Raw genomic sequence first — 22,005 nt, forward strand, 5'->3', positions numbered from 1 at the left:
ATAGTAAGGGTATCTTTACAACCTTGTCTCTTTTGCCTCTGGACTATTATGAATCCGACTTACACGCAGCGTCTGACCGGTAAGGATTACAAAACCCTGGCGCTGGCCGCGCTGGGCGGCGCGCTGGAATTTTACGACTTCATCATCTTTGTTTTCTTCGCCACCGTGATTGGCGAGCTCTTCTTCCCCTCCGATATCCCGGAATGGCTGCGTCAGCTGCAGACGTTTGCCATTTTTGCCGCAGGCTATCTGGCACGTCCGCTGGGTGGCATCGTGATGGCGCATTTTGGCGACAAGCTCGGGCGCAAAAAGATGTTCAGCCTGAGTATTCTGCTGATGGCGCTGCCAACCCTTATGATGGGCGCTTTACCCACCTGGCAGACGATTGGCATTGCTGCGCCACTGCTGATGCTGTTGATGCGGATGTTGCAGGGCGCTGCGATTGGCGGTGAAGTGCCTGGCGCGTGGGTGTTTGTCGCTGAGCACGTGCCTTACAAACGTATCGGCATCGCCTGTGGCACACTGACAGCCGGGCTGACTATCGGCATTTTACTGGGCTCTTTGGTGGCGACGCTGATTAATACCTCAATGTCGCAGCAGGCGATTCATGACGGCGGCTGGCGTATTCCGTTCTTCCTCGGTGGCGTGTTTGGTCTGCTCGCAATGTACCTGCGGCGCTGGCTGCATGAGACGCCGGTGTTTGTTGAGATGCAGCAGCGTAAAGCGCTGGCTGAAACCCTGCCGCTGAAGACGGTGCTGGCGGAGCATAAAAAGTCGGTTGTGATCTCCATGCTGCTGACCTGGCTGCTCTCCGCCTGCATCGTGGTCGTGATCCTGATGTCGCCGGTCTGGCTGCAAAAGCAGCTGAGCATTGCGCCCGCGCTGACCCTGCAGGCCAACAGTATCGCCACCGTGATGCTCTGCATTGGTTGCATTGTTGCCGGACTCGCTGTCGATCGTTTTGGTGCCAGTCGTACGTTATGTGTCGGCAGCCTGCTGCTGGCACTCTGTAGCTGGCAGTTCTATCACCTGACTGCCCTCTATCCGCAGCAACTCTTTCTGCTCTATGGCGCGGCAGGTCTGAGCGTCGGTATTGTCGGCGTCGTGCCCTTTGTGATGGTGCGTGCCTTCCCGGCAGAGGTGCGTTTTACCGGCCTCTCGTTTTCCTACAACCTTTCCTATGCCATCTTTGGCGGGCTGACCCCGATTTTTGTGTCGCTGCTGATGAATATCTCCGTGATGGGGCCGTGCTGGTATGTAATGGCGCTGGCGCTGGTGGGATTGCTGACCGGTATCTGGCTGCGGCGTGATGTCAGCCATGAGCCGGACCTGCAGCAGGGCGTTAAGACGTTGTAACAGGGAAACGCGGAGCCAGGCTCCGCGTCTTTTTCAGGCGTGAAGCAGGCTTAAAGCGCCTTTGCGCCAATTGGCAGAAGAGTGCGGCCAAAGGTTTCGTTCAGCACTTCACCCATTGCCAGATAGCAGGCACTGGCACCACAGATGATTCCGACCCAACCCGCAGACACGACCAGCGAAGGCTGGTGCAGAAGGTGAGCTACGGCCAGCAGCAGAAACAGCAGGGTGAGCGAGCCAAAGACAAACTGCAGCATCCGCGCACCTTTCAGCGTGCCGATAAACATAAACAGCGTGAAGATGCCCCACAGTGCCAGCCATGTACCCAGGAAGCGTTCATCAGGCGCTTTCGCCAGACCCATCTGCGGTAACAGCAGGATCGCCACAAAGCTTAACCAGAACATGCCGTAAGAGGTAAAGGCGGTCAGCCCAAAGGTGTTGTTCTTTTTAAATTCCAGCAGACCGGCCAGCACCTGCGCGATCCCGCCATAAAAAATCCCCATCGCTAAAATTGCCACGTCCATGTCAAACAGACCCGTGTTGTGCAGGTTCAGCAAAATGGTTGTCATGCCAAATCCCATTAAGCCCAGCGGGGCAGGATTAGCCAGCGTTGAATTTGCCATAGTTCCTCGGCAGTAAGATGATCGTTAATGAAATAAAAGGACTTCAGCCTGCTCACAGAAAGGAGCAAGGCGACGCATCATATTCAGTGGGTTAACCGTGTTCTTTGATCCCGGCAGGACCAGAGGTAGAAAATTTTTTTTGGTTTAGCCCTTGATGCGCATCGAAGCGGCCCCATTTACTTGTCATCGAGCGTTGTGAACGTTGGAAAAAAAGCATGTGCTGGCAGGTTGAATGCAAACAACCCGCCCACATAAAAGGTTCACAACCCAAATTGGCAACGAATTTAAGTGGGAGATGTTTAGATGGGTAAGATTATTGGTATTGACCTGGGTACAACCAACTCTTGTGTTGCGATCATGGATGGCACTAAAGCACGCGTGCTGGAAAATGCCGAGGGCGATCGCACCACGCCTTCAATTATTGCGTATACACAGGATGGCGAAATTCTGGTTGGTCAACCGGCTAAACGTCAGGCAGTGACCAACCCGCAGAATACCCTGTTCGCAATCAAGCGTCTGATCGGTCGTCGTTTCCAGGACGAAGAAGTGCAGCGTGATATTAAAATCATGCCATACAAAATCACCGGCGCTGACAACGGCGACGCCTGGCTGGAAGTGAAAGGCCAGAGAATGGCACCACCGCAGATCTCTGCTGAAGTGCTGAAGAAAATGAAAAAGACCGCCGAAGATTACCTCGGTGAGCCAGTGACCGAAGCGGTTATTACCGTACCGGCCTACTTCAACGATGCGCAGCGTCAGGCGACCAAAGATGCCGGCCGTATCGCGGGTCTGGAAGTCAAACGTATCATTAACGAACCGACTGCTGCAGCACTGGCATACGGTCTGGACAAAGGCCAGGGCAACCGCACCATCGCGGTTTATGACCTGGGTGGCGGTACCTTCGATATCTCAATCATCGAGATCGACGAAGTTGACGGCGAAAAAACCTTTGAAGTTCTGGCAACCAACGGTGATACCCACCTGGGTGGTGAAGACTTCGACAGCCGCCTGATTAACTATCTGGTTGCTGAATTCAAGAAAGATCAGGGCATCGATCTGCACAACGATCCATTGGCGATGCAGCGTCTGAAAGAAGCGGCAGAGAAAGCGAAAATCGAACTTTCTTCTGCACAGCAGACCGACGTTAACCTGCCATACATCACGGCAGATGCGACTGGTCCTAAGCACCTGAACATCAAAGTGACCCGCTCTAAACTGGAGTCACTGGTTGAAGATCTGGTTGCACGCTCAATCGCGCCTCTGAAAGTTGCGCTGCAGGATGCGGGCCTGTCTGTTTCAGACATCAACGACGTTATCCTGGTGGGTGGTCAGACCCGTATGCCACTGGTTCAGGCGAAAGTGACCGAGTTCTTCGGCAAAGAGCCACGTAAAGACGTGAACCCGGACGAAGCTGTTGCCGTTGGTGCTGCGGTTCAGGGTGGTGTACTGGGTGGCGACGTGAAAGACGTGCTGCTGCTGGACGTTACCCCGCTGTCACTGGGTATCGAAACCATGGGTGGCGTGATGACGTCGCTGATCAGCAAGAACACCACTATCCCAACCAAGCACAGCCAGGTCTTCTCGACGGCGGAAGATAACCAGTCAGCCGTGACCATTCACGTGCTGCAGGGTGAGCGTAAGCGCGCCAATGACAACAAGTCACTGGGCCAGTTCAACCTCGACGGTATCCAGAATGCGCCACGCGGTATGCCACAGATCGAAGTCACCTTTGACATCGATGCGGATGGTATCCTGCATGTATCGGCGAAAGACAAGAACAGCGGTAAAGAGCAGAAGATCACCATCAAAGCCTCTTCAGGTCTGAGCGATGAAGAGATCCAGAAAATGGTGCGTGATGCAGAAGCGAACGCTGAATCTGACCGCAAGTTCGAAGAGCTGGTACAGACGCGTAACCAGGGTGACCAGATTGCCCACAGCACGCGTAAGCAGCTGGACGAAGCAGGCGACAAACTGTCAGCTGATGACAAAGCGCCAATCGAAGCCGCTCTGGCCGCGCTGGAAACTGCGCTGAAAGGCGAAGACAAAGCGGAAATCGACGCCAAAATGCAGGCGCTGATGGAAGTATCCGGCAAACTGATGGAAGCAGCACAGCAGTCTCAGGCGGGTGCAGCGGATGCCGGTGACGCGTCAGCGAAGAAAGATGACGACGTTGTCGATGCTGAATTCGAAGAAGTGAAAGACAACAAGAAATAATTGCCCCTGACCGGGCGCGACGGTTGGCCTGACAGCCGTTGAAACCAGCACGGGCGTAGGAGATCTCTCCACGCCCGTGCGATCATGTTAAGGGCTAAAAAAACATGGCGAAGAGTGATTACTACGAGATTTTAGGCGTCGCCAAATCCGCGGACGAGCGTGAAATCAAAAAGGCTTACAAACGCCTGGCAATGAAATTTCACCCGGACCGCAATCCCGGTGACAAAGAAGCCGAAGCTAAATTCAAAGAGGTCAAGGAAGCCTACGAAATCCTGACCGATGCGCAGAAGCGTGCGGCCTACGATCAGTATGGTCATGCAGCCTTTGAACAGGGCGGCATGGGTGGTGGTGGATTCGGTGGCGGCGGCTTTGGTGGCGGCGGTGCAGACTTCAGCGATATCTTTGGCGACGTATTCGGTGACATCTTTGGTGGTGGACGCCGTCAGCGCGCCTCCCGTGGCGCCGATTTACGCTACAACATGGAGCTGTCGCTGGAAGAAGCGGTACGCGGCGTGACCAAAGAGATCCGCATTCCAACCCTGGAAGAGTGTGATGTCTGCCACGGCAGCGGCGCGAAAGCGGGAACGCAGCCACAAACCTGTTCAACCTGTCACGGTGCAGGCCAGGTGCAGATGCGCCAGGGCTTCTTCACCGTTCAGCAGGCCTGTCCGACCTGTCACGGTCGCGGCTCGGTGATTAAAGACCCGTGCAACGCCTGTCATGGTCACGGCCGCGTCGAAAAGTCGAAAACGCTGTCAGTGAAAATCCCGGCAGGGGTCGACACCGGCGATCGCATTCGTCTGAGTGGTGAAGGTGAAGCAGGTGAGCAGGGCGCACCAGCCGGCGATCTTTACGTTCAGGTATCGGTGAAGAAACACCCGATCTTCGAGCGTGAAGAGAACAACCTCTACTGCGAAGTGCCAATCAACTTTGCGATGGCGGCACTGGGCGGCGAGATTGAGGTGCCGACACTGGATGGGCGCGTGAAGCTGAAAGTGCCGTCAGAAACCCAGACCGGCAAGCTGTTCCGCATGCGTGGACGTGGCGTCAAATCGGTACGTGGCGGCGCAGTCGGCGACCTGTTATGCCGTGTCGTGGTGGAAACACCGGTCAGCCTGAATGAGAAACAGAAAACGCTGTTGCGTGAACTGGAAGAGAGTTTTGGCGGCCCAAGCGGCGAGCACAACAGCCCGCGCTCTAAGAGCTTCCTGGACGGCGTGAAAAAATTCTTTGATGACTTAACCCGTTAAGCTCATCCACTCTGAAAGCCAGCGCCTGCCGCTGGCTTTTTTTTGCCTGCCCTGCACGATTCGTTATTTCCGAGTGATACCCACTAAATAAACTGTTTTTTTCGAGCTGTTGTTACCGCTATTCTTAGGGCCTTTGATTGAACTCTGGATTAAGGACAACACGTGTGAACATCAGACTAAAAAAAATCCTGGAAAGCGACGCCACCGGCGGTGTGGTGCTGATTATCGCTGCCGTACTGGCGATGCTGCTGGCCAACAACGACGCCACGCAACAGGGATATCGCGATCTGCTGGCCATTCCGGTGGAATTCCGCTTTGGCAGTCTCGATATCAGTAAAGACCTGCTGCTGTGGATTAACGATGCGCTAATGGCGCTGTTTTTCCTGATGGTGGGACTGGAGGTCAAACGCGAACTGGTGATGGGTGCGCTGGCTAAACGTGAACAGGCGCTGTTCCCGCTGATTGCAGCGCTGGGTGGCATGATCGCCCCGGCGATCATTTTTCTGCTGTTTAACGGTGCCGATGCCGCTACCCGCAGCGGCTGGGCGATCCCGACCGCCACCGATATTGCCTTTGCGCTGGGCATCCTGGCACTGCTGGGAAGCCGCGTGCCGCCTGCTCTGAAAATTTTCCTGATGGCGCTGGCGATTATCGACGACCTCGGGGCTATCGTGATTATTGCGCTGTTCTACACGCATCACCTTTCGATGGCCTCGCTGGGCGTAGCCGCCGCTGCCATTGCCGTACTGGCGCTGATGAACCTGCTTAACGTGCGCAACACCGGCCTCTATCTGCTGGTGGGGCTGGTGCTGTGGGTGGCGGTGCTGAAGTCGGGTGTGCATGCGACGCTGGCGGGTGTCGTGGTCGGCTTCCTGATCCCGCTGGCGAAGAAAGAGGGCCACTCTCCGGCGATTCATCTTGAGCATGCGCTGCATCCCTGGGTGCGCTGGGTGATCCTGCCCCTGTTTGCCTTTGCCAATGCGGGGGTGTCACTGACGGGCGTTTCGTTCGGCAGCCTCTTCTCGCTGCTGCCGCTGGGCATCATCGCCGGGCTGCTGATTGGTAAGCCACTGGGCATCACGCTGTTCTGCTGGCTGGCAGACAAAACCGGCATAGCCAGACTGCCGGAAAATACCCATATCAAAGATATTGCGGCGGTAGGGGTGCTGTGCGGTATTGGTTTCACCATGTCGATATTTATCGCCTCGCTGGCCTATGGCGACATCAGTGCTGAACTGATGACGCTGGCGAAGCTGGGGATTCTGTCAGGCTCGATTCTATCGGCGGTGCTGGGCTATGTGATCCTTGGCTGGCGTCTGAAGCAGCGTGCGGCGTAGGGCAGCCTATGGCGCACATTAATTACAATCACCTCTACTACTTCTGGCACGCCTGCCGCGCGGGGTCGATTACGGGTGCTGCAGAGGCCCTCTCGCTGACGCCACAGACCATTACCGGGCAGATTAAGGCGCTTGAAGAGCGCCTGCAGGGCAAGCTGTTCCGGCGTCAGGGGAGGGGGCTGGTGCCGACAGAACTGGGGCAACTGGTGTTCCGCTACGCTGACCGCATGTTTATGCTGGGTCAGGAGATGCTGGATATCGTTAACTACCGCAAAGAGTCCCATCTGCTGCTGGATGTTGGCGTGGCAGATGCGCTCTCTAAGCAACTGGTCAGTAAGGTGCTGGAGACCGCAGTGGCTGCCGGGGAGAAGATTCACCTGCGCTGCTTTGAGTCGACCCACGAAATGCTGCTGGAGCAGCTCAGTCAGCATAAGCTGGATATGATTATCTCTGACTGCTCCATCGATCCGACCCAGCAGGAAGGGCTGTTTTCGGTGAAGCTGGGGGAGTGCCCGATCAGCTTCTGGTCCGCGCAGCCGATCACCGATCTCTCTTTTCCGGTCTGCCTTGAGACGCATCCCCTGCTGATTCCGGGTCGCCGCTCGATGCTGGGGCGCAAAATCCTCAACTGGATCACAACTCAGGGACTGCAGGTAGAGATTCTCGGGGAGTTTGATGATGCAGCCCTGATGAACGCATTTGGTGCGCGGCAGAAGGCGATTTTTGTGGCAGCAGCGCTGGACAGGGATCAGCAGGAGGGGAGTTATGAAGTTGGCCGGCTTGATGCGGTGTCAGAGGAGTATCACATCCTCTTCGCGGAGCGGATGATTCAGCATCCGGCGGTGCAGCGTCTCTGTCACGCTGACTTCAGCGGACTCTTTCCCCGCCAGAGTACAGACGAAAAAAAACCGGCGTAAGCCGGCTTTTTCAACAAAGCGATTAACAACGGGCGATTAAGCCAGTTTGTTGATCTGTGCAGTCAGGTTTGATTTATAACGTGCAGCTTTGTTCTTGTGGATCAGACCTTTAGCGGCCTGACGATCCACGAGTGGTTGCATTTCATTGAATGCGTTCTGCGCAGCAGCTTTGTCGCCTGAAGCGATCGCCGCGTATACTTTCTTAACGAAGGTACGCATCATTGAGCGGCGGCTAGCGTTATGCTTGCGGCGTTTCTCAGATGTTACGGCGCGTTTCTTAGCTGATTTGATATTAGCCAAGGTCCAACTCCCAAATGTGTTCTATAGAGACAAATCAAAGGCCGAGGACTATGCCCTTCTAACCTGATTTTGTCAATGGATTTGTGCAAATAAGCGTCGCTCTATGAGCAGCACTCGGTTACGTATTTGATGGCGCAAGATTCTACCAGCTTCCCCTCGCTGAATACAGTATTTCGCGACAAAATTCTTAACATGCGCATCTGTAACAGGAAATGCAGCGCCTGAAGCATGAAAGGCGTGCTGACGGGTTAACCTGAGTCGCTTTCAAGGGTATAATCCGCCGATTTCCACCGGTTTGGGCCAGCCATGAAGTTTATCCGCGGTATTCATAATCTTAACGAGCAGCATCGCGGCTGCGTTCTGACCATTGGTAATTTCGATGGTGTACACCGCGGGCATCAGGCGCTGATGTCCCGTCTGTGTGAAGAGGGACGTAAGCGTAATCTGCCGGTCGTGGTCATGGTGTTTGAGCCACAGCCGCTTGAGCTGTTTGCCGGTGATAAAGCCCCGGCACGCCTGACGCGCCTGCGTGAAAAACTGCGCTATATGGCGGAAGCCGGCGTCGATAAAGTGCTGTGTGTGCGGTTTGACCGTCGCTTCGCAGCCCTGTCCGCCCAGCGTTTTATCAGTGATCTGCTGGTCGACAAGCTGGACGTAAAGTACCTCGCGGTAGGCGATGATTTCCGCTTCGGTGCTGGTCGCCAGGGGGATTTCCTGTTATTACAGAAAGCCGGTGCGGAGTATGGTTTTGAGGTCGTGAGCACCGAAACCTTCTGTGACGGCGGGAAGCGAATCAGCAGCACCGCCGTGCGTCAGGCGCTGGCCGCAGATGATTTAGCGCTGGCGGAGTCGCTGTTAGGTCATCCTTTCACCATTTCCGGCCGCGTCGTGCACGGTGATGCACTGGGACGCACGCTGGGGTTTCCCACTGCGAACCTTCCTTTACGCCGCAGCGTCTCACCGGTGAAAGGGGTCTATGCGGTGGAGGTCCAGGGTCTGACGCCCGAGCCACTGCCGGGTGTTGCTAATATCGGCACCCGTCCGACCGTAAAAGGTTTACGCCAGCAGCTTGAAGTTCACCTGCTCGACATCAATATGGATCTCTATGGTCGTCACATTGATGTGGTGCTGAAACAGAAAATACGAAACGAGCAGCGCTTTGCCTCACTGGAGGCGTTGAAAGAACAAATTGCGAACGATGTGGTAACGGCCCGGCAGTTCTTTGGGCTGCTTTAACCTGAGCGAAAAACGGAATCGAGAATCTGATGAGTGACTATAAATCTACCCTGAATTTGCCGGAAACGGGATTCCCGATGCGTGGCGATCTGGCCAAACGCGAACCGGGAATGTTGCAACGCTGGTATGCCGACAACCTGTACGGCATCATCCGCGAAGCCAAAAAAGGGAAAAAAACCTTTATCCTGCATGATGGCCCTCCGTATGCGAACGGCAGCATTCATATTGGTCACTCTGTTAACAAGATTCTGAAAGACATTATCGTTAAGTCGAAAGGCATGGCGGGTTATGACTCGCCGTATGTGCCGGGCTGGGACTGTCACGGTCTGCCAATCGAACACAAAGTTGAGCAGATGATCGGCAAGCCAGGCGAGAAAGTCACCGCCGCTGAATTCCGTGCCGCGTGTCGCAAGTACGCTGCTGAACAGGTTGAAGGCCAGAAGGCGGACTTTATCCGTCTGGGCGTGCTGGGCGACTGGGATCGTCCTTACCTGACCATGGATTTCGGTACCGAAGCCAATATCATCCGTGCGCTGGGTAAAATCATCGGCAACGGCCACCTGCACAAAGGCGCGAAGCCGGTGCACTGGTGCCTGGATTGCCGTTCTGCTCTGGCAGAAGCGGAAGTCGAGTATTACGACAAAACCTCTCCGTCAATTGATGTTATGTTCAACGCCATCGATGCCGACGCGGTGCGTCAGGCATTTGGCGTAGCACAGGTCAATGGCCCGATCTCACTGGTGATCTGGACAACGACGCCGTGGACATTACCGGCTAACCGCGCCATCTCTCTGCATCCTGAATTTGAATACCAGCTGATCCAGATCGAGGGCCGCGCCCTGATCCTGGCGAAAGAGCTGGTTGCGAGCGTCATGAAGCGCGCCGGTGTCAGTGAATGGCAGGTACTGGGCGAATGCAAAGGCGCTGCGCTGGAGCTGCAGAAATTCCAGCACCCGTTCCTGGCGATTGAGTCGCTGGTGGTGCTGGGCGATCACGTGACGCTGGACGCGGGTACGGGTGCAGTTCACACCGCACCGGGCCACGGTCCGGATGACTACGTCATCGGTCAGAAATATGGCATCGAAACGGCGAATCCGGTCGGACCGGATGGCAGCTACCTGCCCGGCACTTATCCGACGCTGGATGGGATTAACGTCTTTAAAGCCAACGACATGATCGTTGAGCTGCTGAAAGAGAAAGGCGCGCTGCTACACGTTGAGAAACTGCTGCACAGCTACCCGCACTGCTGGCGCCACAAAACGCCGATCATCTTCCGCGCCACGCCGCAGTGGTTCATCAGCATGGATCAGAAAGGACTGCGTGCGCAGTCGCTGAAAGAGATCAAAGGCGTACAGTGGATCCCGGACTGGGGCCAGGCGCGTATCGAATCGATGGTGGCGAACCGTCCTGACTGGTGTATCTCCCGTCAGCGTACGTGGGGCGTGCCAATGGCGCTGTTCGTTCATAAAGAGAGCGAAGAGCTGCACCCGGACACGCTGGCGCTGATGGAGAAAGTGGCGCAGCGCGTTGAGCAGGAAGGCATTCAGGCCTGGTGGGATCTCGATCCGCGCGAACTGATGGGCGACGACGCCGATCATTACGTCAAAGTGCCGGATACGCTGGATGTCTGGTTTGACTCCGGTTCTACCAGCTACTCCGTGGTGGATGCGCGTCCGGAATTTGGCGGACATGCACCTGACCTCTATCTGGAAGGTTCCGATCAGCATCGCGGCTGGTTTATGTCCTCGCTGATGATCTCCACGGCGATGAAGGGCAAAGCGCCTTATCGTCAGGTACTGACACATGGTTTCACCGTGGATGGTCAGGGCCGCAAGATGTCAAAGTCGATCGGCAACACCGTTGCGCCGCAGGATGTGATGAACAAGCTGGGCGCTGATATTCTGCGTCTGTGGGTGGCCTCAACCGACTACTCAGGCGAAATGGCGGTCTCCGATGAGATTCTCAAGCGCTCTGCCGATGCCTATCGTCGTATCCGTAACACCGCACGCTTCCTGCTGGCTAACCTCAGCGGCTTCAACCCGGCCACCGATCTGGTGAAACCGGAAGAGATGGTCGTAGTGGATCGCTGGGCAGTGGGTCGCGCACAGGCGGCACAGGCCGATATCGTCGCCTCCTATGAGAACTACGATTTCCACGAAGTGATCCAGCGTCTGATGCAGTTCTGCTCGATTGAGATGGGCAGCTTCTATCTCGACATCATTAAAGATCGTCAGTACACCGCGAAAGGCGATAGCCTGGCGCGTCGCAGCTGCCAGACCGCGCTGTGGCATATCGTTGAAGCGCTGGTGCGCTGGATGGCACCGATCATGTCCTTTACGGCGGATGAGATCTGGGGCTACCTGCCAGGTGAACGCGCGCAGTATGTCTTCACCGAAGAGTGGTATCAGGGTCTGTTTGGCCTGGCGGAAGATGAAGCGCTGAATGACGCCTACTGGGCTGAGCTGCTGAAAGTGCGTGGCGAAGTGAACAAGGTAATTGAGCAGGCGCGTGCGGATAAACGTATCGGTGGCGCGCTGGAAGCCACGGTGACGCTGTATGCCGATCCGGAACTGGCGGCTAAGCTGCAGGCGCTGGGCAATGAACTGCGCTTTGTGCTGTTGACCTCTGGCGCACAGGTGGCGGATTACGCCCTGGCGAACGACGAAGCGCAGCAGAGTGAAGGGCTGAAAGGTCTGAAAATCGCGCTGCACAAGGCGGAAGGCGAGAAATGTCAGCGCTGCTGGCATTACACTACCGACGTCGGACAGAATCCTGAGCATGCTGAGGTCTGTGGTCGTTGTTACACTAACGTAGCCGGTGACGGCGAACAGCGTGAATTTGCCTGATGCGTAAACCTATTTTATCAACCGGATTGCGCTGGCTGTGGCTGGTGCTGGTGGTGATTGTTGTCGACTTCGCCAGCAAGCAGTGGGTGATGAACAACATGATGCTGCATGAAACCCAGCCACTGATGCCCTACCTGAATCTGTTCTACGCGCACAACTACGGCGCGGCGTTCAGTTTCCTGGCTGACAAAGGTGGCTGGCAGCGCTGGTTCTTTGCGGGCATCGCATTGGCTATCGTGATCTCACTAGTCGTGATGATGTACCGTAATCATGCAAGCCAGAAGATCGCGAACATTGCCTATGCCCTGATCATCGGCGGCGCGGTAGGCAATCTGTTCGATCGCTCGTACCATGGCTTTGTGGTCGATTTTATCGATTTTTATGTCGGTAACTGGCACTTCGCTACATTTAATATCGCTGACTGCGGCATCTGTATTGGTGCGGCATTGGTGGTGCTGGAGGGCTTTTTCAGCCCGAACGGCAAACAGGCTAAACAGAAAGGGTAAGTGATGACTGAGTCCGTACAGCGCGAAAGCGCGGTGTTGGTGCATTTTACGCTGAAGCTGGAAGATGGCTCGACGGCGGAATCGACCCGTGCAAACGGCAAGCCCGCGCTGTTCCGTCTCGGTGATGGCAGCCTCTCTGCAGCACTTGAGCAGGCACTGCTGGGGCTGAAAACGGGTGAAACCAAACAGTTCACTCTGGCACCGGAAGACGCCTTTGGTGGCGTCAGTCCTGACCTAATCCAGTATTTCTCGCGTCGGGACTTTATCGACGCAGGTGAACCGGAAGTGGGTGCCATCATGCTGTTCAGCGGCATGGGCGGCAGTGAAATGCCAGGCGTGATCCGTGAAGTCTCCGGTGATTCTATCACCGTGGATTTCAACCACCCGCTGGCAGGTCGTCGTATTCAGTTTGATGTAGAGGTGTTGGAAATCGATCCGGCCCTGGAGGCGAACGATGCAAATCCTGTTAGCTAATCCGCGCGGTTTCTGCGCTGGCGTTGATCGCGCCATCAGTATTGTTGAGCGCGCGCTGGAGATGTATGGCGCGCCCATCTATGTTCGTCACGAGGTGGTGCATAACCGTTACGTGGTGAACAGCCTCCGTGAGCGCGGTGCTATCTTCATTGAAGAGATCAGCGAAGTGCCGGATGACGCGATTCTGATCTTCTCGGCGCACGGTGTTTCACAGGCAGTGCGTGCCGAAGCCAAAGCGCGCAATCTGACCATGCTGTTCGACGCCACCTGTCCGCTGGTAACCAAAGTGCATATGGAAGTGGCGCGCGCCAGCCGTAAAGGTGTGGAAGCGATACTGATTGGTCATGCGGGTCATCCGGAGGTTGAAGGCACTATGGGGCAGTACAACAACCCTAATGGCGGCATGTATCTGGTGGAGTCACCGGAAGATGTCTTCAGACTGACCGTTAAAGACGAAAACAATCTGAGCTTCATGACGCAGACCACGCTGTCGGTGGATGACACCTCTGACATCATTGATGCCCTGCGTCAGCGTTTCCCTGCGATCATCGGGCCGCGTAAAGATGATATCTGCTATGCCACCACCAACCGTCAGGAAGCCGTTCGTACGCTGGCGAAAGATGCGGAAGTGGTGCTGGTGGTCGGTTCGAAGAACTCCTCGAACTCTAACCGACTGGCTGAGCTGGCACAGCGTGCCGGTAAACTGGCGAAGCTGATCGACTCTGCGGATGATATTCAGGAAGAGTGGGTAAAAGGTGTGGCCTGTATTGGTGTAACCGCAGGTGCCTCAGCCCCCGATATTCTGGTGCAGCAGGTGATCCAGCGACTGCGCGAGCTTGGCGGTGAAGCGGCGATTGAGCTGATTGGCCGTGAAGAGAATATTGTTTTCGAAGTGCCTAAAGAGCTGCGCGTCGAAGTACGTAACGTGCAGTAACTCTTCGATATAACTGATAAAAAGGCCGACTCTGTTCGGCCTTTTTTGTTTTTTGGATCTGACAAAAAAGTCGTTATTTGCTGCGGTGATTGCTTTTACTGATAATCACGGGCGGCTGGCATAAAATTCTTATTATCACGGATTAATAGTGGCGTGACTGTTAACTCATCGTTAACCTGATGACGCTTTGGATGCATAGTTTTGTTTTAGGAATGAATAAATATGAACACTATCCGCATTGCTATTGTGGGCGCGCCGGGCCGTATGGGCCGTAATCTGATTCAGGCGACGCAGCAGGCAGAAGGCGCAGAACTGGGTGCGGCACTGGCTCGCCCGGGCTCATCGCTGACCGGCAGCGACGCTGGTGAATTAGCGGGCATCGGGAAAAATGGCATCATCATCGCTGACGATTTACGCGCGGTGATTAACGATTTTGATGTGCTGGTCGACTTCACCCGCCCGGAAGGCACGCTGGAGTATATGGCGATCTGCCGTGAGCAGGGCAAAGCGATGGTGATCGGCACCACCGGTTTTGATGAAGCAGGTAAAGCGGCCATTCGTGCCGCGGCAGAAGATATCCCCATTGTGTTCGCCGCTAACTTCAGCGTGGGGGTTAACCTGGTGCTGAAGCTACTGGAGAAGGCTGCCAAAGTGATGGGGGAGTACGCGGATATTGAGATCGTTGAAGCACACCACCGTCATAAAGTGGATGCGCCGTCTGGCACCGCGCTGGCGATGGGTGAGGCGATAGCCGACGCGATGCAGTGGAAACTGGATGAGCATGCAGTCTATACGCGTGAAGGCCACACGGGTGAACGTCAGCCGCAGACTATCGGTTTTGCGACGGTGCGCGCAGGTGACATTGTCGGTGAGCATACAGCGATCTTTGCAGATATCGGTGAGCGGGTAGAGATTACTCACAAGGCTTCAAGCCGTATGACCTTTGCAAATGGCGCAGTTAAGTCAGCTTTGTGGCTAAAAGATAAGAAATCCGGCCTGTTCGATATGCGGGATGTGCTGGATTTGTCGATGTTGTAAGTGTTGCGAACCATCGTGATGTGGTTATTTCAATCGGTAATTGATTGATTGAAAAGGGGCAATGTTTTCATTGCCCTTAATTTTACCTAAAAAATACCATTCTGAATTAAAATCTATCTCTGGTACTTATTTGTATCGGTTTTTCGGGTTCGGTAACCCTGTGAAACACCATTTTTGACCATTTGGTCAAAAATAAAGGCCCTGCTGCGCCGGTTTCGTTTTTATGCTGCCTGGCAAACGATTATTCCGCCGGGTTTTCCCCTCTTTTTGCCGCTTATGCCCGTTTTTTTCCTTATAAGGCAGATAAACATTAAAAAATGCCGCTTCAGGGTAGACAATGCCCAGGGCGATCATTAGAATGCGCGCAATTTGCCAAAAATCGACAATTCAGGCGGTTTTTGCATTGATTCAGGCGGCTATTTTGAATTAATATGCAGATATATTGACTGTTTATTCCCTGGAGGATGTTTTGATCAAGTCAGCAATCCTGGTTCTGGAAGACGGAACCCAATTCCACGGTCGGGCCATCGGGGCAACAGGATCGGCAGTGGGAGAAGTCGTTTTCAACACTTCAATGACCGGTTATCAAGAAATCCTCACTGATCCTTCCTATTCCCGCCAAATCGTTACTCTCACTTATCCCCATATCGGTAATGTCGGTGCCAATGCCGCCGATGAAGAATCCAGCCAGATTCACGCGCAGGGCCTGGTTATTCGTGACCTGCCGCTGATTGCCAGCAACTTCCGTAGCGAAGAGGGCTTATCTGCTTACCTGCAGCGCAACAACATCGTGGCGATTGCCGATATCGATACCCGCAAGCTGACGCGCTTGCTGCGTGAGAAAGGGGCGCAGAACGGCTGCATTATTGCTGGCGACAATCCGGATGCTGCGCTGGCGCTGCAAAAAGCCCAGGCGTTCCCGGGACTGAAAGGAATGGATCTGGCAAAAGAGGTCTGCACCACAGAGACTTACAGCTGGCAGCAGGGCAGCTGGACGCTGGACGCGGGTCTGCCAGAACAGGCTGCTGTGGAGTCTCTGCCTTACCATGTGGTGGCTTACGACTACGGCGCTAAGCGCAACATCCTGCGTATGCTGGTCGATCGCGGCTGCCGTCTGACCGTGGTTCCGGCACAGACACCTGCCGAAGAGGTCCTGAAGCTGAACCCGGATGGCATTTTCCTCTCCAACGGTCCTGGCGACCCGGAGCCGTGCGACTACGCCATCAGCGCGATTCAGGCCTTCCTGAAAACCGAGATCCCGGTGTTCGGTATCTGCCTGGGTCATCAGTTGCTGGCGCTGGCCAGCGGAGCGAAGACCGTGAAGATGAAGCTCGGCCACCACGGCGGCAATCATCCGGTGAAAGATCTCGAAAACAATCGCGTCATGATCACCGCCCAGAACCACGGTTTTGCAGTCGATGAGAACAATCTGCCCGCGAATCTGCGTGTGACCCACATTTCGCTGTTCGATAAAACCGTCCAGGGTATTCATCGCACTGACAAGCCTGCATTCAGCTTCCAGGGACACCCGGAAGCCAGCCCTGGACCGGGTGATGCTGCGCCGCTGTTTGACCACTTTATTGAATTGATTGACGCATTCCGTCTGCAAGCGAAGTAATCAGGAGCTAATTCATGCCAAAACGTACAGACCTAAAATCCATCCTGATTCTTGGTGCCGGTCCGATTGTGATCGGCCAGGCCTGCGAATTTGACTATTCCGGTGCGCAGGCGTGTAAAGCGCTGCGAGAAGAGGGCTATCGCGTCATTCTGGTGAACTCTAACCCGGCGACGATTATGACCGACCCGGAAATGGCCGATGCAACCTACATTGAGCCGATTCACTGGGAAGTGGTGCGCAAAATCATCGAAAAAGAGCGTCCGGATGCGGTGCTGCCAACCATGGGTGGCCAGACGGCGCTGAACTGTGCGCTGGAGCTGGAGCGCCATGGCGTGCTGGAAGAGTTTGGCGTCACGATGATTGGCGCGACCGCTGATGCGATCGACAAAGCGGAAGATCGTCGTCGCTTCGACGTGGCGATGAAAAGTATCGGTCTGGATACCGCGCGCTCCGGCATTGCGCACACTATGGAAGAAGCGCTGGCCGTGGCAGAAGATGTGGGCTTTCCGTGCATTATCCGTCCCTCCTTTACCATGGGCGGCACCGGTGGCGGCATCGCCTATAACCGCGAAGAGTTTGAAGAGATTTGCGAACGCGGTCTCGACCTCTCACCAACCAATGAGCTGCTGATTGATGAGTCGCTGATTGGCTGGAAAGAGTATGAAATGGAAGTGGTGCGCGATAAGAACGATAACTGCATCATCGTCTGCTCCATTGAAAACTTCGACGCGATGGGCATTCACACCGGTGACTCCATCACGGTCGCACCTGCCCAGACGCTGACCGATAAAGAGTATCAGATCATGCGTAACGCCTCGCTGGCGGTACTGCGTGAAATCGGTGTTGAAACCGGCGGCTCCAACGTGCAGTTCTCGGTTAACCCGAAAGATGGTCGCCTGATTGTCATCGAGATGAACCCACGCGTGTCGCGCTCTTCGGCGCTGGCCTCTAAAGCGACCGGCTTCCCGATTGCGAAAGTGGCGGCCAAACTGGCGGTGGGCTACACCCTCGACGAGCTGATGAACGATATCACCGGCGGCTTAACGCCAGCCTCGTTCGAGCCATCAATCGACTACGTCGTCACCAAGATCCCGCGTTTCAACTTTGAAAAATTTGCCGGTGCCAATGATCGCCTGACCACGCAGATGAAGTCGGTGGGTGAAGTGATGGCGATTGGCCGCACATTCCAGGAATCGATGCAAAAAGCGCTGCGCGGTCTGGAAGTGGGCGCTAATGGCTTTGATCCGAAAGTGCACCTGGACGATCCGGAAGCGTTAACCCGCATCCGCCGCGAGCTGAAAGATGCCGGTTCAGACCGTATCTGGTACATCGCAGACGCTTTCCGCGCTGGCATGTCGGTTGATGGCGTGTTCAATCTGACCAACATTGACCGCTGGTTCCTGGTGCAGATTGAAGAGCTGGTGCGGCTGGAAGATCAGGTGGCAAGCGAAGGGGTGAATAGCCTGGATGCCACGTTCCTGCGTACCCTGAAGCGCAAAGGCTTTGCTGATGCGCGGCTGGCGACGCTGGCGGGTGTGGCAGAGAGCGAAATCCGCAAGCTGCGTCAGCAGTTTAACCTGCACCCGGTTTATAAGCGTGTAGACACCTGCGCCGCAGAGTTCGCGACGGATACCGCTTACATGTACTCCACCTATGAAGAGGAGTGCGAAGCTAATCCGAGTCCGGATCGCGAAAAAATCATGATTCTGGGTGGTGGACCAAACCGCATCGGTCAGGGTATCGAATTCGACTACTGCTGTGTTCATGCCGCTCTGGCGCTGCGTGAAGATGGTTACCAGACCATTATGGTGAACTGTAACCCGGAAACGGTCTCGACCGATTATGACACCTCCGACCGCCTCTACTTTGAGCCGGTCACGCTGGAAGATGTGCTGGAAATTGTGCGGATTGAGCAGCCAAAAGGCGTCATCGTGCAGTATGGCGGTCAGACCCCGCTGAAACTGGCGCGTGCGCTGGAAGCCGCAGGCGTACCGGTTATCGGCACCAGCCCGGATTCCATTGACCGTGCGGAAGATCGTGAACGTTTCCAGCAGGCGGTTGATCGCCTGAAACTGAAGCAACCGGCTAATGCCACGGTAGCGACGCTGGAGCAGGCGGTCGAGAAAGCCGCTGGCCTGGGTTATCCGCTGGTGGTGCGTCCTTCTTATGTGCTGGGCGGCCGTGCCATGGAGATCGTCTACGACGAGATCGACCTGAGACGCTACTTCCAGACGGCGGTTTCGGTTTCCAACGATGCGCCGGTGCTGCTGGATCGCTTCCTGGATGATGCGGTCGAAGTGGATGTGGATGCGATTTGCGACGGTGAGCGGGTGCTGATTGGCGGTATCATGGAACACATTGAGCAGGCTGGCGTTCACTCCGGTGACTCCGCCTGTTCACTGCCGGCCTACACGCTGAATCAGGAGATTCAGAACGTGATGCGCCAGCAGGTTGAGAAGCTGGCGTTTGAGCTGAACGTTCGTGGCCTGATGAACGTTCAGTTCGCGGTGAAAGACAATGAAGTCTACCTGATCGAAGTTAACCCACGAGCGGCGCGTACCGTTCCGTTCGTCTCTAAAGCGACCGGCGTACCGCTGGCGAAAGTGGCCGCGCGCGTGATGGCAGGTAAAACACTGGCAGAGCAGGGCGTCACGGAAGAGGTGATTCCGCCTTATTACTCGGTCAAAGAAGTGGTTCTGCCGTTCAACAAGTTCCAGGGTGTTGACCCGATTCTGGGACCAGAAATGCGTTCTACCGGTGAAGTCATGGGCGTGGGCCGCACGTTCGCTGAGGCATTCTCCAAAGCGATGCTGGGCGCCCAGAGCAATATGAAGAAGTCGGGCCGTGCGCTGCTGTCGGTGCGTGAAGGCGACAAAAAACGTATCGTCGACCTGGCTGCGAAGCTGCAGAAGTTTGGTTTCGAACTGGATGCGACTCATGGCACGGCGGTGGTGCTGGGCGAAGCGGGCATTAATCCGCGCCTGGTCAACAAGGTTCATGAAGGACGTCCACACATTCAGGACCGCCTGAAGAATGGCGAGTATAGCTACATCGTCAATACCACGGCGGGTCGTCAGGCGATTGAAGATTCCAAGCTGATTCGCCGCAGCGCACTGCAGTATAAAGTGCACTACGACACTACGCTGAATGGCGGCTTCGCCACCGCGATGGCGCTGAATGCTGACCCGACGGAACAGGTTATCTCCGTTCAGGAAATGCATGCTCAGATAAAGGCGATGTAAGATAATGTAGTGTGAAAAACGGCTCCTGCGGGAGCCGTTTTTTTTGCCACCTTTCTGGCGATAATCTGAATTTCAGGTTCCGGTAAAGCCAGGCATTTGCGTTAAAGTGACTGATTTGGCTTAAATTTTTAGCTTTAGGTGCGAATGAGGCCGGTTCGCACAAATTTATAAGATAAAGACTTCCTGTGCGGATTTTTCGCCAGTACTATGCCTGCCGCTTATCACTGAAGCGTATCAGGACATAAATAAAAAATGAAAATGCGTACTTTTTCTCTGAGTGCAGTGGCTGCACTGATGGTTACTCTTCCTTTCGCCAGCCAGGCGGAAATTACCCTGTTAAAACAGGATCCGCAGGCGGGCGATCCACTTAGCCGCCTTACCCTGAATGTTGGCGGCAGCATCCGTGCTCAGGTCAATCATCAGACCGGCGTGAATGACAAATCCTACAAGCGTGACGGTTTCGATGGCGGCACCCGTTTCCGTTTCGGCGCGGATTACTACCTGTTTGATGACGTTAGCTGGATCAGCTACTACGAGCTGGGCGTTAACATCCCGGCAGTGTTCAGCTGGGATCGTCACTATGCGGACGGTGCTAATAACACCACGCGTCGCCAGCTCTACACCGGTCTGAAAAGCAAAACCTGGGGTCAGCTTACCTTTGGTCAGCAGAACAGCGTCTATTACGACACCGTGGGCGCCAAGACGGATATCTGGGATTACGATATGGTCGGCCAGGCACCGGGCAACGGTATCAATGGCGACTACGACGGCTCTTACCGCTCACGTAAACAGCTGAAGTATAAAAACAGCTTCGGCGACGCGGATGTCTACGCTTCTTATCTGTTCGAAGATAACGAGTATCTGCCAGGCAACGGCCTGCGCTATAAGCGCAAAGGCGGCGGCTCGCTCGGCGTGGATTACCACATCACTGACGATCTGAGCTGGGGCACGGCGTGGAACTACACCCGCGCGGCGATGCGTAACCCGAACAACGGCGACAGTCACGATTACGACCAGAACATTTACGGCACTGCGCTGAGCTGGACACCAGGCAACTGGACGCTGTCAGCCGGTGGTGGCTGGTATGAAAACTTCATGACCACCAAACGCAAAGATGTCCATAACTACTTTGCGGGCGATGCGTGGGGCATTGAGTATTTCGCCGGTTACAAGATCCCTGTGGCGCAGTATGGTCTGAAAGCTGTCCAGCCTTATGTCATGGGTGACCGTATCGAGTATGCGACAGGCCGTGATTACCAGCGCATCGACAACGGTCTGGGTGTGGTGCTGTTCCTCGACTACGGTTTCCGCGTTGATTACGAACATGTGTTTACCTCCAGCACCGATAACCTGGGTGATATGAATCTGGTGCGTCTGCGCTACGACTTCTGATAACCCTGACGGCTCCTCCGGGAGCCGTTTTCTTTTGCGCACGACTTTTGTGCCAGCCTAAGGCCGATCGCTGGCGAGCTGCGGCAAACTGACGCGATTACGCGGTGAAAAACGCTGCACAGGTCGTGAAAAACGGCGTCCTGAAAAGGTTTACGCAATTAGACCTTTCCCCCTATCGACGAAAGTTTCACCTTTACGTATCATGGCGCCAATTTTTTTCAGTGAGTGGTTAACATGATTAGTCTTATCGCGGCATTAGCAGCAGATCGCATTATTGGAATGGAGAACGCCATGCCGTGGGACCTGCCTGCAGATCTGGCATGGTTCAAGCGCAATACGCTGAAGAAACCGGTCATTATGGGTCGACTGACCTTTGAATCCATCGGGCGCCCGTTACCTGGCCGGCTGAACATCGTGGTCAGCAGTAAGCCAGGCACCACGGAAGGCGTCACCTGGGTTACGTCGCTGGATGAGGCGTTACAGGCAGCCGGTGATGCAGAAGAGATCATGGTGATTGGGGGTGGACGTGTCTACGAGCAGATGCTGAAGCGCGCCGATCGTCTCTATCTGACGCACATTGATGCGGAAGTGGAAGGCGATACGCAGTTTCCGGATTACGAGCCGGATGAGTGGCAGTCCACGTTCAGCGAGTTCCACGACGCAGATGAGCAGAACTCCCACAGCTACTGCTTTGAGATTCTTGATCGTCGCCGTTAATCCTCTCC

General features: G+C 55.2%; 18 protein-coding genes. 15 read left to right on the forward strand and 3 right to left on the reverse strand.

The annotated features are described in order from the left end of the window. Window positions 1-48 precede the first annotated feature (48 nt). On the forward strand, window positions 49-1,356 hold the full coding sequence (locus AC6I8C_RS02915; protein ID WP_497821565.1) for an MFS transporter: 1,308 nt from the start codon (window positions 49-51) through the stop codon (window positions 1,354-1,356). A 50-nt stretch (window positions 1,357-1,406) separates the two neighbouring features. On the opposite strand, the gene satP is transcribed toward AC6I8C_RS02915, so the two are convergent. Then, window positions 1,407-1,976 (reverse strand): acetate uptake transporter, encoded by a 570-nt coding sequence (satP, locus tag AC6I8C_RS02920; protein WP_497821566.1) that lies wholly within the window; start codon window positions 1,974-1,976, stop codon window positions 1,407-1,409. A 303-nt stretch (window positions 1,977-2,279) separates the two neighbouring features. On the opposite strand from satP, the gene dnaK reads away from it, so the two are divergent. The 4 genes from dnaK to nhaR all read left to right on the forward strand — a co-directional run bounded on the left by dnaK (window position 2,280) and on the right by nhaR (window position 7,694). Further along, the gene (gene dnaK / locus AC6I8C_RS02925; RefSeq protein ID WP_013356720.1) at window positions 2,280-4,190 is read left to right on the forward strand and encodes a molecular chaperone DnaK; all 1,911 of its coding nucleotides are present in this window, start codon (window positions 2,280-2,282) and stop codon (window positions 4,188-4,190) included. Between the two features lie 104 nt (window positions 4,191-4,294). Further along, entirely contained in the window at window positions 4,295-5,440 is a 1,146-nt protein-coding gene (dnaJ, locus tag AC6I8C_RS02930) for a molecular chaperone DnaJ (protein ID WP_033781818.1), read from the forward strand. Window positions 5,441-5,604: 164 nt separating this feature from the next. After that, window positions 5,605-6,777 carry a Na+/H+ antiporter NhaA gene (gene nhaA, locus AC6I8C_RS02935; protein WP_497821567.1) on the forward strand — a complete coding sequence of 391 codons (1,173 nt, stop codon included), beginning with the start codon at window positions 5,605-5,607 and terminating at the stop codon, window positions 6,775-6,777. Between the two features lie 8 nt (window positions 6,778-6,785). After that, the gene (gene nhaR / locus AC6I8C_RS02940) at window positions 6,786-7,694 is read left to right on the forward strand and encodes a transcriptional activator NhaR (protein WP_497821568.1); all 909 of its coding nucleotides are present in this window, start codon (window positions 6,786-6,788) and stop codon (window positions 7,692-7,694) included. A gap of 36 nt (window positions 7,695-7,730) precedes the next feature. Here the strand turns inward: nhaR and rpsT are convergent, their stop codons facing one another. Continuing rightward, complete coding sequence (gene rpsT, locus AC6I8C_RS02945; protein ID WP_008925553.1) at window positions 7,731-7,994, reverse strand: 30S ribosomal protein S20; 264 nt, start codon at window positions 7,992-7,994, stop codon at window positions 7,731-7,733. A 306-nt stretch (window positions 7,995-8,300) separates the two neighbouring features. On the opposite strand from rpsT, the gene ribF reads away from it, so the two are divergent. From ribF to dapB, 6 genes are all read left to right on the forward strand, one after another. Beyond that, the gene (ribF, locus tag AC6I8C_RS02950; protein ID WP_497821569.1) at window positions 8,301-9,230 is read left to right on the forward strand and encodes a bifunctional riboflavin kinase/FAD synthetase; all 930 of its coding nucleotides are present in this window, start codon (window positions 8,301-8,303) and stop codon (window positions 9,228-9,230) included. A gap of 29 nt (window positions 9,231-9,259) precedes the next feature. Next, window positions 9,260-12,076 (forward strand): isoleucine--tRNA ligase, encoded by a 2,817-nt coding sequence (gene ileS / locus AC6I8C_RS02955; RefSeq protein ID WP_497821570.1) that lies wholly within the window; start codon window positions 9,260-9,262, stop codon window positions 12,074-12,076. After that, a complete protein-coding gene (gene lspA, locus AC6I8C_RS02960; protein WP_150010885.1) occupies window positions 12,076-12,582 on the forward strand; it encodes a signal peptidase II in 507 nt (168 codons plus the stop codon). Before ileS ends, lspA begins: the two co-directional genes overlap by 1 nt. Before the next feature lie 3 nt (window positions 12,583-12,585). Continuing rightward, complete coding sequence (gene fkpB, locus AC6I8C_RS02965; protein ID WP_497821571.1) at window positions 12,586-13,056, forward strand: FKBP-type peptidyl-prolyl cis-trans isomerase; 471 nt, start codon at window positions 12,586-12,588, stop codon at window positions 13,054-13,056. Then, on the forward strand, window positions 13,037-13,990 hold the full coding sequence (gene ispH, locus AC6I8C_RS02970; protein WP_013356728.1) for a 4-hydroxy-3-methylbut-2-enyl diphosphate reductase: 954 nt from the start codon (window positions 13,037-13,039) through the stop codon (window positions 13,988-13,990). The genes fkpB and ispH overlap by 20 nt, the downstream gene beginning before the upstream one ends. Window positions 13,991-14,212: 222 nt before the next feature. Then, window positions 14,213-15,028: a 4-hydroxy-tetrahydrodipicolinate reductase gene (dapB, locus tag AC6I8C_RS02975; RefSeq protein ID WP_497821572.1), complete on the forward strand. Its 816-nt coding sequence runs from the start codon at window positions 14,213-14,215 to the stop codon at window positions 15,026-15,028. Window positions 15,029-15,214: 186 nt separating this feature from the next. Here the strand turns inward: dapB and AC6I8C_RS02980 are convergent, their stop codons facing one another. Next, window positions 15,215-15,382, reverse strand: coding sequence for a hypothetical protein (locus AC6I8C_RS02980; RefSeq protein ID WP_497821573.1), 168 nt, complete (start codon window positions 15,380-15,382; stop codon window positions 15,215-15,217). Between the two features lie 115 nt (window positions 15,383-15,497). Between AC6I8C_RS02980 and carA the strand changes: the two genes are divergently transcribed. From carA to folA, 4 genes are all read left to right on the forward strand, one after another. Beyond that, window positions 15,498-16,646, forward strand: coding sequence for a glutamine-hydrolyzing carbamoyl-phosphate synthase small subunit (gene carA / locus AC6I8C_RS02985; protein WP_497821574.1), 1,149 nt, complete (start codon window positions 15,498-15,500; stop codon window positions 16,644-16,646). A 14-nt stretch (window positions 16,647-16,660) separates the two neighbouring features. Beyond that, complete coding sequence (gene carB, locus AC6I8C_RS02990) at window positions 16,661-19,888, forward strand: carbamoyl-phosphate synthase large subunit (RefSeq protein ID WP_013356733.1); 3,228 nt, start codon at window positions 16,661-16,663, stop codon at window positions 19,886-19,888. Between the two features lie 252 nt (window positions 19,889-20,140). Beyond that, window positions 20,141-21,280, forward strand: a complete 1,140-nt coding sequence (locus AC6I8C_RS02995; protein WP_497821575.1) for a porin — start codon at window positions 20,141-20,143, stop codon at window positions 21,278-21,280. A 234-nt stretch (window positions 21,281-21,514) separates the two neighbouring features. Further along, window positions 21,515-21,997: a type 3 dihydrofolate reductase gene (gene folA / locus AC6I8C_RS03000; protein WP_013356735.1), complete on the forward strand. Its 483-nt coding sequence runs from the start codon at window positions 21,515-21,517 to the stop codon at window positions 21,995-21,997. The last annotated feature ends 8 nt before the right edge of the window (window positions 21,998-22,005 follow it).

It is taken from the genome of Pantoea sp. X-Soil-YNGN-844 (genome assembly GCF_059730595.1).